Annotated in this window: 15 protein-coding genes; 8 read left to right on the top strand and 7 right to left on the bottom strand. The window is 69.9% G+C overall.

Going from position 1 to position 14,756, the window contains the following annotated elements:
* Nucleotides 1-70 precede the first annotated feature (70 nt).
* From ACW4TU_RS20310 to phoU, 4 genes are all read right to left on the bottom strand, one after another.
* Nucleotides 71-319, bottom strand: coding sequence for an SCO4226 family nickel-binding protein (locus tag ACW4TU_RS20310; RefSeq protein ID WP_457429465.1), 249 nt, complete (start codon nucleotides 317-319; stop codon nucleotides 71-73).
* 123 nt (nucleotides 320-442) lie between these two features.
* The gene (locus ACW4TU_RS20305; RefSeq protein ID WP_457429463.1) at nucleotides 443-1,579 is read right to left on the bottom strand and encodes a sugar ABC transporter substrate-binding protein; all 1,137 of its coding nucleotides are present in this window, start codon (nucleotides 1,577-1,579) and stop codon (nucleotides 443-445) included.
* A gap of 301 nt (nucleotides 1,580-1,880) precedes the next feature.
* Nucleotides 1,881-2,033: a hypothetical protein gene (locus tag ACW4TU_RS20300; protein WP_189145191.1), complete on the bottom strand. Its 153-nt coding sequence runs from the start codon at nucleotides 2,031-2,033 to the stop codon at nucleotides 1,881-1,883.
* A 154-nt stretch (nucleotides 2,034-2,187) separates the two neighbouring features.
* Nucleotides 2,188-2,877, bottom strand: a complete 690-nt coding sequence (phoU, locus tag ACW4TU_RS20295) for a phosphate signaling complex protein PhoU (protein ID WP_457429461.1) — start codon at nucleotides 2,875-2,877, stop codon at nucleotides 2,188-2,190.
* Between the two features lie 203 nt (nucleotides 2,878-3,080).
* Between phoU and phoR the strand changes: the two genes are divergently transcribed.
* Complete coding sequence (gene phoR / locus ACW4TU_RS20290) at nucleotides 3,081-4,406, top strand: two-component system sensor histidine kinase PhoR (protein WP_457429459.1); 1,326 nt, start codon at nucleotides 3,081-3,083, stop codon at nucleotides 4,404-4,406.
* Between the two features lie 5 nt (nucleotides 4,407-4,411).
* On the top strand, nucleotides 4,412-5,083 hold the full coding sequence (gene phoP, locus ACW4TU_RS20285; protein WP_473965363.1) for a two-component system response regulator PhoP: 672 nt from the start codon (nucleotides 4,412-4,414) through the stop codon (nucleotides 5,081-5,083).
* A 113-nt stretch (nucleotides 5,084-5,196) separates the two neighbouring features.
* On the opposite strand, the gene ACW4TU_RS20280 is transcribed toward phoP, so the two are convergent.
* Complete coding sequence (locus ACW4TU_RS20280; RefSeq protein ID WP_457429457.1) at nucleotides 5,197-5,844, bottom strand: copper chaperone PCu(A)C domain-containing protein; 648 nt, start codon at nucleotides 5,842-5,844, stop codon at nucleotides 5,197-5,199.
* A gap of 657 nt (nucleotides 5,845-6,501) precedes the next feature.
* Here ACW4TU_RS20280 and ACW4TU_RS20275 point away from each other — a divergent pair.
* The 6 genes from ACW4TU_RS20275 to ACW4TU_RS20250 all read left to right on the top strand — a co-directional run bounded on the left by ACW4TU_RS20275 (nucleotide 6,502) and on the right by ACW4TU_RS20250 (nucleotide 13,234).
* Complete coding sequence (locus ACW4TU_RS20275; protein WP_327696560.1) at nucleotides 6,502-6,984, top strand: CarD family transcriptional regulator; 483 nt, start codon at nucleotides 6,502-6,504, stop codon at nucleotides 6,982-6,984.
* 381 nt (nucleotides 6,985-7,365) lie between these two features.
* A complete protein-coding gene (gene ispD, locus ACW4TU_RS20270) occupies nucleotides 7,366-8,118 on the top strand; it encodes a 2-C-methyl-D-erythritol 4-phosphate cytidylyltransferase (protein WP_457429455.1) in 753 nt (250 codons plus the stop codon).
* On the top strand, nucleotides 8,108-8,626 hold the full coding sequence (ispF, locus tag ACW4TU_RS20265) for a 2-C-methyl-D-erythritol 2,4-cyclodiphosphate synthase (RefSeq protein ID WP_457429453.1): 519 nt from the start codon (nucleotides 8,108-8,110) through the stop codon (nucleotides 8,624-8,626). The genes ispD and ispF overlap by 11 nt, the downstream gene beginning before the upstream one ends.
* A 320-nt stretch (nucleotides 8,627-8,946) precedes the next feature.
* Nucleotides 8,947-10,350, top strand: a complete 1,404-nt coding sequence (gene cysS / locus ACW4TU_RS20260) for a cysteine--tRNA ligase (RefSeq protein WP_457429452.1) — start codon at nucleotides 8,947-8,949, stop codon at nucleotides 10,348-10,350.
* Between the two features lie 109 nt (nucleotides 10,351-10,459).
* Nucleotides 10,460-11,401, top strand: coding sequence for a 23S rRNA (guanosine(2251)-2'-O)-methyltransferase RlmB (gene rlmB / locus ACW4TU_RS20255; RefSeq protein ID WP_457429450.1), 942 nt, complete (start codon nucleotides 10,460-10,462; stop codon nucleotides 11,399-11,401).
* Between the two features lie 117 nt (nucleotides 11,402-11,518).
* Entirely contained in the window at nucleotides 11,519-13,234 is a 1,716-nt protein-coding gene (locus ACW4TU_RS20250; RefSeq protein WP_457429449.1) for a DoxX family protein, read from the top strand.
* Nucleotides 13,235-13,361: 127 nt separating this feature from the next.
* Here the strand turns inward: ACW4TU_RS20250 and ACW4TU_RS20245 are convergent, their stop codons facing one another.
* Nucleotides 13,362-14,093 carry a nucleotidyltransferase family protein gene (locus tag ACW4TU_RS20245; RefSeq protein ID WP_457429448.1) on the bottom strand — a complete coding sequence of 244 codons (732 nt, stop codon included), beginning with the start codon at nucleotides 14,091-14,093 and terminating at the stop codon, nucleotides 13,362-13,364.
* Between the two features lie 179 nt (nucleotides 14,094-14,272).
* Nucleotides 14,273-14,722: a hypothetical protein gene (locus ACW4TU_RS20240; protein ID WP_457429446.1), complete on the bottom strand. Its 450-nt coding sequence runs from the start codon at nucleotides 14,720-14,722 to the stop codon at nucleotides 14,273-14,275.
* Between the last annotated feature and the right edge of the window lie 34 nt (nucleotides 14,723-14,756).

The raw sequence follows: 14,756 nt of genomic DNA, 5'->3' as shown, positions 1-14,756 counted from the left end.
TGTCCGCGACATCGGCGGGCAGGGGACCTCCTCGTACCGGCCTGCTACCTGGTACCTGCCGACCGCGTTCTCAGACCGTCAGCGGAACCGGGTGGATCTCGTCGGCCTTGTGCCCGGCGCGCTCGTGGATGCGCTGGACCGCGTCCGCCGAGGGGGCCTCCGAGAGGCAGTAGACCGTGCCGGAGGCGGGATCCGCCCAGGCCTTCTCGAAGTGGACTCCCTCGTCCTTCTCGATGTCCAGGTCGGCCTGGTGGGCCTGGTTCAGCTGGTCGGCGGTGATGCCTTCCATGCCGTGGTGGACGTCCATGAACTGGGGCATGGAGTCGCACCTCCTATCCCTGATCCGGTCGCGCTTCCTGCTTCGTACGGTTCGACTGTTCCCCATCCTCCGCCCGCACCCCGGTCCCGGCGACCCAGCGACCCCGCAGGCGGCCTCCGTCGGCTACGTGAGGCCGATCGTCGCGCAGTCCGCCGCGTAGTCCGGGGTGCAGATCTCCTGGACGGTGTAGATACCGTCCTGGATCACGGTGTCCTTGATGTTCTCCCTGGTCAGGGCCACCACCGGTACCAGCTGCGCCGGGATCCCCTTCGTCGTCGGGCTGTCGACGCTGTCGCGGGTCAGCGCGTCGAACTCGATCCCGCGGCCCTGGACCCTGGCCACCGCGATGGACGCGGCGTTGTTGGCCTCCAGGATGAACGACTTGTAGACGCTCATGTACTGCTCGCCCGAGACGATCCGCTGCACCGCCGCCAGGTCCGCGTCCTGCCCGGTCACCGGCGGGATCTTAGAGGCGCCCGCCTCCTTCAGCGCGTCGACGACCGCGCCGGCCATGCCGTCGTTCGCCGAGTAGACGGCGGCGATGTTGTTCAGCCCGACGGCATTGATCGCCGCCTCCATGTTGGCCTTGGCGACCTCGGGCAGCCAGTCCTTGGTGTTGTACGAGGCCGCGATCTGGACCTTGCCCTGGAGCTCGGTCATCGCGCCGTCCTTGAACAGCGCCGCGTTCGGGTCCGAGAGCGAGCCGTTGATCATCACGATCTTGCTGGCCGCGGCCTTGTCACCGAGCGCCTCGACGACCGAGCGGCCCTGCACCTCGCCGACGAGTTCGTTGTCGTGCGAGACGTACGCGTCGATCGGGCCCTGCGCGAGCCGGTCGTACGCGATGACGGGTATGTTCGCGTCCTTGGCCTTCTCGATGGCCGGCGCGATGGCCTTGGCGTCCACCGCGGTCACCACGATCACGTCCACCTTTTCGGTGACCATCTCTTCGAGCTGCCGGTTCTGCTTGGTTGTGCTGGCCTCGGCGTTGGCGTAGAGGACCTTGCCCTTGCCGTTGGTGAGGGCGATGACCTGCTTCTTGAAGAGCGGGTAGTCGAACTTCTCGAAGCGCGTCGTCTTCTTGTCGGGCATGAGGAGCCCCACGGTGATGTCGTCGCCCTTCTTGGGCGCCGCGGAGCCGCTGCTGCCACTGGCGCTGTCGATGACACCGCACGCGGCGAGCGAGAAGGCCGAGGCGGCGGCCGTCACCGCGATGGCCGTACGGCGCACGGCGGTTCGACGGGGGGTACGAGCGTTCACAGCAGGTGCCTTCCAGGCGGGGAACAGCAGGACGAACCCAGATACAGATACGGAAGCCAACGCGTCGGCAGCATGTGACGTCAAGAAGTGCTGGTTAACGAGATGGCAACAGGGTGCCTGCTGTGCATGGACAGCGTCCGAGCGTCAACTGCTGTGAAGAGTATGCCCGTTCAACGACCGCCGAGGTCGTCCGCCACCGCCCCGGACACCGGTGCACGACCCCGCCGCACACGAACCCCACACAAAAGGACCCCATCTCCACAACGGGAGACAGGGTCCTCGCGGCCTCAGTGACGCGCCGTCAGCCGCACTGACAGGGGTTGCCCGACTGGCAGCCGCAGCCGCAGCCGGAGCCGCAGCCGCAGGCGCCGAACAGGGGCAGGTTCTTGATCTCGGCCGGCTGCTGCGTCTCGCGTGCCTGCGTCGGGTCGGGCGTGCTGGGGGTCTCGGCCATGGGGCCCTCCTGGAGCGTGGATCCTGGAGACGGGTGCCTTCCCCTCATTGCATGCCCGTCCCGCCGGGCGCATCAACGGCGCACAGAGGCTCGCGGACACCCCGGCGGCGCGAGGGCCGGCCCCGCGCGCCCCGCCGCGGAGCCGGCCGTCGGCCTACGCCCCCTCGGCCCCGGTGGGCGGCTGCACGTCCTGCTGCAGCTCGTTCGCGTGCTCGCCCGTCACCAGGAACACCACACGCTTGGCGACCGACACCGCGTGGTCCGCGAAGCGCTCGTAGTAGCGGCCCAGCAGCGTGACGTCGACCGCCGTCTCGATGCCGTGCTTCCAGCGGTCCTCCATCAGGTGCCGGAAGAGCGTGCGGTGCAGCAGGTCCATCTCGTCGTCGTCCGTCTCCAGCTGCATCGCCAGGTCGACGTCCTTCGTGATGATGACCTCGGCCGCCTTCGCCATCAGACGCTGCGCGAGCTGGCCCATCTCCAGGATCGTGGCGTGCAGGTCGCTCGGGACCGCGCGCTCCGGGAAGCGCAGCCGGGCCAGCTTGGCGACGTGCTGGGCCAGGTCGCCCGAGCGCTCCAGGTCGGCGCTCATCCGCAGCGACGTGACGACGATCCGCAGGTCGGTGGCCACCGGCTGCTGGCGGGCCAGCAGCGCTATGGCGCGGCCCTCCAGGTCGTGCTGGAGCTCGTCGACCCTGGCGTCGGCCTCGATGACACTTTCGGCCAGTTTCAGATCGGAGTCCAGTATCGCCGTCGTGGCACGCCCGATCGCCGACCCGACAAGTCGGGCCATCTCGACCAGACTATCGCCGATCGAGTCAAGTTCCTCGTGGTACGCGTCACGCATCAGGTGTCCCTCTCTTGACGTCCGTTCGGGGGCGAACAGCGGGCCCCGTGACCCCCACGCTCCCACGTTCGGCCCCGCACGCGTCCTTTTCCGCCCCGACAAATGAACCAATACTGGCTCCAAGGTGAACTCTGGGCGACGAGTGTTCGAGGTCGCACTCTGTTGGCTGTGGCCAGGACCTGTCCCATGCCTAACCTGGCTGCATGGACGTGAACGCGGCTGTCGCCGCAGCGGCAGCGATCGCCGGGGTGCTCACCGGCGTCATCGCCATGCTGGCGTTCCGCTGGAGCGAGCGCGACCAGAAACGCCCCACCCGAACCTCCCTGCACACCGACCCTGTACTGCCGCCCGGCGTCGACACGGTGCTGTCCGTGCTGCGCTCCTCGGCCGTCGTACTCGACGAGGCGGACGCCGTCGTCAAGGCCAGCTCGGCGGCGTACGCCCTCGGACTGGTCCGTGGCGGAAAGCTTTCGGTGGAGCCGATGCTCCACATGGCCCGCGACACCCGGCGCGACGGCGAGATACGGCAGGTCGAGCTGGACCTCCCCAGGCGCGGCACCGGACGCGGCGAGGCCCTCGCGGTATCCGCCCGGGTCGCCCCGCTGGGCTCCCGGCTCGTGCTCCTCCTCGTCGAGGACCTCACCGAGGCCCGGCGCATCGAGGCCGTACGGCGTGACTTCGTCGCGAACGTCAGCCACGAGCTCAAGACCCCCACCGGCGCCCTCTCCCTCCTCTCCGAGGCCGTCATGGGCGCCTCGGACGACCCGGAGGCCGTCGAACGCTTCGCCGGCCGTATGCAGATCGAGGCCACCCGGCTGACCAGCCTCGTCCAGGAACTCATCGACCTCTCCCGGGTGCAGAACGACGACCCGCTGGAGGACGCCGAGCCGGTCCGCGTCGACGAACTCGTCGCCGAGGCCGTCGACCGCTGCCGCCACCAGGCCGGCGCCAAACAGATCACCATGGCCGCCGGAGGAACCGCCGACCTGCGCGTCTGGGGCAACCGCGGCCAGCTCGCCGCCGCCCTCGGCAACCTCGTCGAGAACGCCGTCAACTACTCGCCCTCCACCACCCGCGTCGGCATAGCGGCCCGCCGGGTGAACGCGCCGGGCGGGGACCTCATCGAGGTCGCCGTGACCGACCAGGGCATAGGCATCTCCGACAAGGACAAGGAGCGCATCTTCGAGCGCTTCTACCGCGTCGACCCGGCCCGCTCCCGCGCCACCGGCGGTACGGGCCTCGGGCTGGCGATCGTCAAGCACGTGGCCGCCTCGCACGGCGGGGAGGTCACGGTGTGGAGCTCCGAGGGCCAGGGCTCCACGTTCACCCTGCGGCTCCCGGAGGCGGCCACCGGCCGCCGGGCCCGCGCGAACCGACCGCACCTGTACGACCATGACTCCCGCCCCGAGTCACTCCCAGACTCCGACCCCGAAGCCGGGGACGGACCGTCCGACCCCGGCGAAGTGGCCGACCGGACCACCGGTACATCCCCTTACGATCCGCTTCACGCCCCGGAGGTCCATCCGTGACCCGAGTGCTCGTCGTCGAGGATGAGGAATCCTTCTCCGACGCCCTTTCGTACATGCTCCGCAAAGAGGGTTTCGAGGTCGCCATCGCGGCCACCGGCCCCGACGGACTCGACGAGTTCGAGCGCAACGGCGCCGACCTCGTCCTGCTCGACCTGATGCTGCCGGGCCTGCCCGGCACGGAGGTCTGCCGTCAGCTCCGCGTCAAGTCGAACGTTCCGGTGATCATGGTCACCGCCAAGGACAGCGAGATCGACAAGGTCGTCGGCCTGGAGATAGGGGCCGACGACTACGTCACCAAGCCCTTCTCCTCCCGCGAACTGGTCGCCCGCATCCGCGCCGTCCTGCGCCGCCGGGGCGAGCCCGAGGAGGTCAGCCCGGCCGCGCTGGAGGCCGGCCCGGTCCGGATGGACGTCGACCGCCACGTGGTCACCGTCTCCGGCGCCAAGATCGACCTCCCGCTCAAGGAGTTCGACCTCCTGGAGATGCTGCTGCGCAACGCCGGCCGCGTACTGACCCGTATGCAGCTCATCGACCGGGTCTGGGGCGCCGACTACGTGGGCGACACCAAGACCCTGGACGTCCACGTCAAGCGCCTGCGCGCCAAGATCGAGCCGGACCCGGGCGCGCCCAGGTACCTGGTGACGGTCCGCGGCCTGGGGTACAAGTTCGAGCCGTAAACCGACCCGCACACGCGCGTGTGTACGTCGAAGGGCGGGACCTCTCCAGGAGGTCCCGCCCTTCGACGTACACACGCGCGTTGCGACGGCCTGGCGGCCGTCGGGCGACGCTCCTACTGACCGGCCGTCGCCGAGGTGCTCGGGGAGGCGTCGGCGGCAGGCGACCCGGTCTCCCCGGACGGGCTCGGGGAAGCGGACGTCGCCGGCTCGCCCGAGGTGGAGGCGGAGGGCGAGGCGGTGTCGGCCGGTGCCTCGGTCGGGCCCCACGAGGCGTAGAAGCCCTCGGCCGGGACGACGAACGCGCGCAGGCTCACGTCACCGGTCTTGCTGAACGCGAAGGTGATCTTCTGCGCGTTGCCGTCCTGGACCGCCTCGCGGCTGCTCGGCAGCACGGCGGAGGCGTTGTTCTCGCCGCCGATCACGAGCGAGCCGCCGGCCGGGATGCTCAGGTCCTTGCCCTCGGCGGGCTTCAGTTCGGCGGTCTTGCCGGTGCCGGGGACGGTGATCGACTCCAGCGTCTGGGCGGTGTCGCCGGTGTTGAACACCGTCGCGGAGACGGCGGCCGGGCCGGTCGACTCCAGCTCCGACGGGGTGATGACGACGACGTTCTGCAGCTTGATGTCGCCGACGGTCGTGGCCGCGTTGTCCGGCTTGACCTCCAGCGTCTGGGCGTTGTTTCCGGCTGCGCACCCGGCGAGCGTGGCGACCGAGAACGCGAGGGCGGATGCGGCGAGGGCGCCGCGTCGAAGGCTGCTGCTCACGGCGGCGGCAACTCCTTGGAACGCACGGGCAGCTCCTGATAAAGCGGCCCTAAGTGACTGTCAGCGGCCTTAGGTTACCGAGCCGTTCCCGCGCCGCTGCACCCGACCCGCCTCTAGGGGGCGCGGAGGTGCCACCAGGAGAGGACGGGTGCCTCATGAGCCACTTCGACATTCACCGGAGAGCCGTCGCGGTGGCTTGCGGATTTCCGGTGAAGGAATGAGCGCGTCCGGAAATTGATCACCGGTTGATCTGCAGGTGATCTACCGGTAGATCACCTGCAGATCACCTGTAGATCATCCGCTTGGCCGTATACGGACATCGACCGGACATCGACCGCCGTGATCAATTCCGGATTCGCCCCGTCTGACTCCGCTCACCGAACGGAGTAGCGGAAGTCGCACACTTGGAAGCGGACATAAGTGGATGTTTGGTCGCCTGGCGGGGTCTCCGGGTGTGTGTAACGCCCGGGTTTCACTTCGTTCGGAGAGCCGCCCCGACCTGCGAATTCCCTCACTGTCCTCGCCTCCGGGGCCCTGTCGAAGCACGTTCCTGTTGCAGTTGTCAAGCCCCGAGATATGCCCTGACCTGCGAAAACGCCATTCAGAAGCCGTCGTTTCCGTGTTACCCTGGATAGCCACGGAAGGGGTACCTGTCACATGACGTTCAAGGTTGGCGACACCGTGGTCTATCCCCATCACGGGGCCGCGCTGATCGAGGCTATCGAAGTTCGCCAGATCAAAGGCGTGGACAAGACCTACTTGGTGCTGAAGGTCGCCCAGGGTGATCTGACGGTACGTGTGCCAGCGGACAATGCGGAGTTCGTCGGCGTACGTGATGTGGTTGGTCAGGAAGGGCTGGACCGGGTCTTCGAGGTCCTGCGCGCTCCGTATGCCGAGGAGCCCACGAACTGGTCGCGTCGTTACAAGGCAAATCTCGAGAAGCTCGCCTCCGGCGATGTCATCAAGGTCGCGGAAGTCGTCCGTGACCTGTGGCGTCGTGAGCGTGAGCGCGGACTGTCCGCCGGTGAGAAGCGCATGCTCGCCAAGGCTCGCCAGATCCTGGTGAGCGAGCTCGCGCTCGCGGAGAACACGAACGAGGACAAGGCCGAGGCACTGCTCGACGAGGTGCTCGCGTCCTGACTCTGACTGAACGCAGGCCCTGAAAGCCGGCTCACTCAGCTCAGCAGCACAATGAAATGCCGCGGTGCCCGATGACGTATCCAATGTCGCCGGGCGCTGCGGCATGTTCGTGCCCGGATGTTCTGCCGTATCCAAGACATCAACCCAAGACACCACTGGCGCCATCAGCGGATTTCCTACAGGCAGTGGATTCCCCGCGCTCGCGGTTTCCCCGCGGTCTGCCTGTAGCACTGAAGTACTGATACCTGACGTACTGATACCTCATGCCGGGCCCGGAGCAGGCTCGACCGGAAGTCACGGAAGGGTCCGATCGAGGCTCGCGCCCGGCACTCCTCCAGGCCATACCCACGAGGGCTCGGCACACAAACCTGACAGGAACCGATGTCTGACGAATCGCGCCCCACACCGTCCGGGGCACGTACGGCCGCCGTGATACCGGCCGCCGGCCGGGGCGTACGCCTCGGTCCGGGCGCCCCCAAAGCGCTTCGAGCGCTGAACGGCACGCCCATGCTCGTCCACGCGGTACGCGCGATGGCCGCGTCCCGTGCCGTCTCGCTGGTCGTCGTCGTGGCCCCGCCGGACGGTGCCGCCGAGGTGAAGGCCCTCCTCGACACCCACGCGCTGCCCGAACGCACCGACTTTGTCGTCGTACCCGGCGGAGAGTCCAGGCAGGAGTCGGTGAAGCTCGGCCTGGACGCGCTGCCGCCCGGCATCGACATCGTCCTCGTGCACGACGCCGCCCGCCCGCTGGTACCGGTGGACACCGTCGACGCGGTGATCGAGGCGGTACGGGAGGGTGCGCAGGCCGTGGTTCCCGCGCTGCCGCTCGCGGACACCGTCAAGGAGGTCGAGCCGGCCACGACGCCCGGGGAACCGGAGCCGGTGGTGGCGACCCCGGAGCGGGCGCGGCTGCGGGCGGTCCAGACACCGCAGGGTTTCGCGATCGACACCCTCGTACGCGCCCACGAGACGGTGACCGACAACGTCACCGACGACGCGAGCATGGTCGAACAGCTGGGCCTGCGGGTCATGGTCGTGCCCGGCCACGAGGAGGCGTTCAAGGTGACGAGGCCGCTCGACCTGGTGCTGGCGGAAGCGGTACTGGCCCGCAGGAGGCTCAACGATGGCTTCTGAGACTTCCGTACCTTCGGCGGCGGAGCCGGTGCTCCTGCCCCAGGTCGGCATCGGTACCGACATTCACGCTTTCGAGGAGGGCCGGGAGCTGTGGTGCGCCGGCCTGAAGTGGGAGGGCGAGGGGCCGGGCCTCGCCGGTCACTCCGACGCGGACGTCGTCGCCCACGCCGCGTGCAACGCGCTGTTCTCGGCGGCCGGCCTCGGCGACCTCGGGCAGCACTTCGGCACCGGCCGCCCGGAGTGGTCCGGGGCGTCCGGGGTGACGCTGTTGACGGAGGCGGCCCGGATCGTACGGGCGGCCGGATTCACCATCGGCAACGTCGCCGTGCAGGTGGTGGGGCCCCGACCCAAGATCGGGAAGCGGCGCGAGGAAGCGCAGAAGGTGCTGTCGGAGGCGGTCGGGGCGCCGGTGTCGGTCTCCGGCGCGACGACGGACGGGCTCGGATTCCCGGGGCGGGAGGAAGGGCTGATGGCGGTGGCCACGGCACTGGTGGCCCGCCTGGGCTGAGCCTCAAGGAGTTCGCCGCCCCCGCCGCCCCTGCCCGTCCCGTCCTCGGGGGCGCTGCCCCCGAACCCCCGCTCCTCAAACGCCCCCAGAGGGGGGACCCCAAGGGGCTGGAGATGCCGGCCGGGGCTTGATCTTCCAGCCCGTCCGGCGATTGAGGACGAGGCCCGTTGAGGGCCGAAGCGGGGGTCTGGGGGCGGCAGCCCCCAGGGACACGCGCCCGCACGTCGTCTCCGCCCGACCGCCGGCGGCAATGTCACGAATATGTGGCCCTTGTGCACAAGGGTCGCAAGGCACTGGGTGCAGGCCACTACCCTGGTCCCGTGACCATTCGCCTGTACGACACCAGCGCCCGGCAGATTCGTGACTTCGCCCCGCTCACGCCGGGTTGTGTCTCGATCTACCTCTGTGGCGCCACCGTGCAGGCCGCCCCGCACATCGGGCATATCCGGTCCGGCCTCAACTTCGACATCCTGCGCCGCTGGTTCACCTACCGCGGGTACGACGTCACCTTCATCCGCAACGTCACCGACATCGACGACAAGATCATCAAGAAGGCCGCCGAGCAGGAGCGCCCCTGGTGGTCCATCGGTTTCGAGAACGAGCGGGCCTTCACCGACGGATACGCCGCCCTCGGCTGCCTCCCCCCGACCTACGAGCCGCGTGCCACCGGGCACGTGACCGAGATGGTCGAGATGATGCGCGGGCTCATCGAGCGCGGACACGCGTACGAGGCCGACGGGAACGTCTACTTCGACGTGCGTTCCTTCCCCGGTTATCTGCAGCTGTCCAACCAGGAACTCGACAACCTGCTCCAGCCCTCCAGCGACGGCGAGACCGGCAAGCGCGACTCCCGTGACTTCGCCATGTGGAAGACCGCCAAGCCCGGCGAGCCCACCTGGGAGACGCCCTGGGGGCGGGGACGGCCCGGCTGGCACCTCGAGTGCTCCGCCATGGCCCACAAGTACCTGGGGACCGCCTTCGACATCCACGGCGGCGGCCTCGACCTGATCTTCCCCCACCACGAGAACGAGATCGCCCAGGCCAAGGCCTTCGGCGACGACTTCGCCAACTACTGGCTCCACAACGCGTGGGTCACCATGAGCGGCGAGAAGATGTCGAAGTCCCTCGGCAACTCCGTCCTCGTCAGCGAGATGGTCAAGGCCTGGCGGCCCATCGTCCTGCGCTACTACCTCGGCACCCCGCACTACCGCTCGATGATCGAGTACAGCGACGACGCCCTGCGCGAGGCCGAGTCGGCGTTCGCCCGGATCGAGGGCTTCGTCCAGCGCGTCGTCGAGAAGGCCGGGGGCGTTGTCGAACCCGCCGCCGAGGTGCCGCCCGCCTTCGCCGAGGCCATGGACGACGACCTGGGCGTGCCGCAGGCCCTCGCCGTCGTGCACACCACCGTCCGGCAGGGCAACTCCGCCCTCGCCGCCGACGACAAGGAAGCCGCCGTCGCCCGGCTCGCCGAGGTGCGCGCCATGCTCGGCGTCCTCGGCCTCGACCCGCTCGACCCGCACTGGGCCGGGGACGGCGCCGACCGCGGCGAAGATCTGCACGGGGTCGTCGACAGCCTCGTACGACTCGTCCTCGACCAGCGTGAGGCCGCCCGCGGGCGCAAGGACTGGGGGACCGCGGACGCCATCCGCGATCAGCTCAACCAGTCCGGCCTCGTCATCGAGGACGGCCCGCAGGGGCCGCGCTGGACCCTCGCACCACGCTGAGTATCTCCCCTCATATCCGCATATTTCCTTGATCGATTGTGCCGCTCGGGATTCCGGGCGGCACACTCATAGACGTACACACGCACGCCTCCACACAGACAGGTAGGTCATGGCCGCTAACAACCGCCGCATGTCCGGCAAGAAGGGCGCGCAGGTCGGCAGTGGCGGCCAGCGGCGCCGGGGCCTCGAGGGCAAGGGCCCGACGCCGCCCGCCGAGGCGCGCAAGAAGCACAAGAAGAACCGTATTGCCAATGCCATGGCCAAGCAGATCCAGCGGCGGCCCGCACCCAAGGGGCGTGGCGGGAAGGCCTCCTCCGAACTCGTCGTCGGGCGCAACTCGGTCGTCGAGGCGCTCCGCGAGGGCGTCCCGGCCACCACGCTCTACGTCCAGCAGTTCATCGACAACGACGAGCGCGTACGCGAGGCGCTCCAGCTGGTCGCCCAGCGCGGCGGCATCCACCTGATGGAAGCCCCCCGCCCCGAGCTCGACCGGATGACCAACGGCCTCAACCACCAGGGGCTCGTCCTCCAGGTCCCGCCGTACGTGTACGCCCACCCCGAGGACCTCGCCAACGCCGCCTACGACAACGGCGTGGACCCCCTCATCGTCGTCCTCGACGGTGTCACCGACCCGCGCAACCTCGGCGCCGTCGTCCGCTCCGTCTCCGCCTTCGGCGGCCACGGCGTCGTCGTGCCCGAGCGTCGCGCCGCCGGTATGACCGCCGGCGCCTGGAAGACCTCCGCCGGCGCCGCCGCCCGTACGCCCGTCGCCCGCGCCACCAATCTGACGCGCACCCTGGAGGCGTACCAGAAGGCCGGGATCGTCGTCGTCGGGCTCGCCGCCGACGGCAACGCCGAACTCGGCGACCTGCCCGCCCTCGGCGGACCCGTCGTCATCGTCGTCGGCAGCGAGGGCAAGGGCCTGTCCCGGCTCGTCGGGGAGACCTGCGACCACCTCGTACGGATCCCGATGCCCGGCGGCACCGAGTCCCTCAACGCCGGTGTCGCCGCCGGGATCGTGCTGTACGAAGCGGCCCGCCGACGCGCCTGAACACGCGTGCATGGCGTCACCCGTACGGGGGAATCCGGGCGGGTGACGTGACCTTGACGCGGTCCGGACACATCCGCCAAGTCAAAGCAGTGTCCTAACCTCACGTCACTCGGTTAGATGAGCGTGGACACCAGAACACCCCGCACACCCACGGGGGACCGCTCGTCGGGATACGACGACGCTCCCGCGCTGAGCATGGTGAAGGTGCCGAGCGATCCGGCGCAGGTCATCGTCAACCATGCGAGTTTCCGCGTGCAGTTGGGGGCCTCGACGCGGCGGGCGGCACCGTCCGCCCGCGTCGCCCGGCACCTCGGCGCCTCCGAGGACACGGCGCGCATCCCCGTCGCAGGCGCCGGCGGCGCCACAGCCGTCCGACGCCGGGCACCCGTCGTCTGGAGCGGCAAGTCGGCGCCCGACGACACCGGCGCCCACCGGCTGCTCCAGGCCGTACGGGGCTCCAGCGTGCGCCACGGCGAACAGCCGCCGGCCGCCGACGCCGGAGCGACGCAGGTCATCCCCCGTATCGACGACGAGCTCGACTACGCCGGCAGCACCCTCGACCAGACCGTCGAGACGCCCATCGTCGGCAGCCAGCGCACCCACGGCTCCGACCGGCTGCTCCCCAACATGCGCACCACCGGCAGCGCGTACGAGGAAGCCGGATACGACGACTCCGGGTACGGCCAATCCGGCTACGGGGACGGCGAGTTCGGCTACGAGGGCGACGAAGCCTACGAGCGGGACGCCGACGGACGGCGCACCGGCGGCAGACGGCATTCCAACGACCCCGTACGGCACGCCTACTACCCCGGCCGCCGGATGAACCTCGGCGTCGTCCTGCTCCCGCTGCGCATCTTCCTCGGCTTCATCTCCATCTACGCCGGCATGGGCAAGCTCTGCGACCCCGTCTACTTCGACGGCGGCAAACGCGGCTCCATGATGAAGTGGCTCAACACCCTGCACCCCTGGGAAGTCGCCGAGCCACTACGGCAGTTCGCCCTCCAGCACCCCGTCGGCTCCGGCCTCGTCATCGCCTTCCTCCAGGTCATCGTCGGGGTCCTCACGGTCCTCGGCCTGTGGCAGCGGGTCGCCGCGGTCGGCGGCGCCATGCTCTCCGCCGCGCTGCTCGTCACCGTCAGCTGGAAGAGCGTCCCCGTCTACGACGCACCCGACATCATCTACCTGGCCGCCTGGTCGCCGCTGATCATCGCCGGCGCCCCCGTCTACTCCATCGACGGCCGCCTCGCCGGCAGCGCCTGGCGCCGACTCGGCCCCCGTACCGACATCTGGGAGCTGCGCAGCTACGTCCTGCGCCGCGGCGCCCTCGTCACCGCCGTCGCCATCGGGCTCACCCTCCTCATCGGCTCGCTCCTCGGCGGCGCCGTCCGCGACGCCGACCGCGTGGTCGTCCCCGGCCCCGGCGAGGCCCCGCGCAACGAACTCCCCGGCTCCCCGCTCCCCGAACAGCCCGGCGAACGCCGCGCCTCGAAGAGCCCCTCGGTGGCCACCAAGCCCCCGACCCAGAGCGCCACTTCGGCCAGCCCCACCACCGGCGAGGCCGCGACCACCCCCCAGGAGGCCCGCGAGAGCGGCAGCGTCACCGGAAGCCGGCCCAGCCAGACCCAGGGCAGCGCCGGCCAGGCCCCGCCGCAGCAGACCACCCCGGCCCAGCAGGCGCCCAGCACCACCGCCGGACCGACCTCGTCGGGCGGCACGGGCACCCCGGGCGGCACCAACGGCGGCTCCACGGGCGGCAGTACCGGCGGCGGCGACGGCAGCACCGGAGGCTCCTCCACGGGCCAGCCGGGGCTGGTGGGCGGCCTCCTCGGCTAGCAACAACGCGCCTGGACAGGGCGGTTACGTCAGTGGGGTCCCGCACTTTCCCGGTGCGGGACCCCACTGACGTAACCGCCCTCCACACAAAGACCTTTGGCACAAAGACCTTTGGCGGACCGTCAGCTCAACCCCCCAGCGCCGCCAGCTCCTTCGCGGCCTCCGTGAGGTCCTTCGCCGTGTCGATCGCCCGCCAGTAGGCGCCGTGCGGGATCGGGAAGCCGGCCAGGCGCAGTTCACGGGCCAGGTGGGGGAACGTGGTGCGTTCGTGGTCGCCGCGCTCCGGGAGCAGGGCGGCGAAGTCGGCGGAGAAGACGTACACGCCCGCGTTGATCTCGAAGGTCGACGGAGGGGACTCGATGAAGTCCGTGATGTGGCCGAAGCCGTCCGTCTGCACGGCACCCCACGGCAGCCGCGGGCGGGCCAGCGCGAGGGTCGCGACGGCGTCCCGCTCGGCGTGGAAGTCGGCCATGTCGCGCAGCGAGAAACGGGTCCAGATGTCGCCGTTGGTGGCGTACCAGGGCTGTTCCGGGGCGGGGAGGTGCGCGGCGGCGTACTTGAGGCCGCCGCCACGGCCGAGGGGTTCGGTCTCGACGACCGTCGTGACGTTCAGCGGCAGATCGGTGCTCTCCAGCCACTTCTGGAGGACCTCGGCGAGATGGCCGCAGCTGACCACGACGTCTGTCACGCCCTCCTCGGCGAGCCAGACGAGCTGATGGCCGATGATCGGCGTCCCCGTGCCGGGGATCTCGACCATCGGCTTGGGCCGGTCGTCGGTGTACGGGCGGAGCCGGGAGCCCTGGCCGCCGGCGAGGACCACGGCCTGGGTGGGGCGCGACGTGGCGTTCGGATCGGTCATGTCCGAACTGTACGGGGCGCTCCGCGGGTTTTGCGGGGGAGACGGGGGCGGAGTGGTGGGTGGGGATCCGCGGGCCGGTGAGGGGCTTGTCGCGCCCACGCGGCGGAGCACATGGGACACAACCCCGCGCCCCTGTCGTGCGTGCCCCTACGGGGCGCCTGACAGGGGCGCCTGACGAATTAGCTGTGGGCTGCGGCTACTCCTGTGGCGAAGGACGTGTCGCAGACCGGGCGGGCGTACGACTGGGCGCGTGACGGGCCGTACATGCGGACCGCGGCGCGGCCCAGGGCGCGGGCGATCGAGGTGCAGTGCTTCGCCAGCGAGGGGTGGCCGTTCACCGCCTGCTGCAGGTGGGTGAGGGCGGTGCCGGGATCCTTCTCCTGGAGCTCCAGGAGAAGCTGGTCGCGCAGGACGTCCTGCGGTGCGGGGGCAGCGGCGGCCCGGGCGGCCAAGTCCTCGGAGGAGGCGGTGAGCACCGAGTCCGAGGGGTTCCCCGACCAGTTGACTCGGGTGACCGCGAGGGTCCCGGACAGCACCAGGACGACGGGCAGGACAAGGGCGAGGCTACGGCCGATCCGGCGGGCGGGGCCACGGCCACTTCGCGTCAGTTGGTTAGTGGAGTGCTTCACGCGAGTGAGGGTAGCGCTCGGTGCTGATTTGGCG

The organism is Streptomyces kryoterrae, from assembly GCF_054072135.1.
Note: the sequence above shows the minus strand (reverse complement) of the source record. Positions and strands in the feature narration are given on the sequence as shown.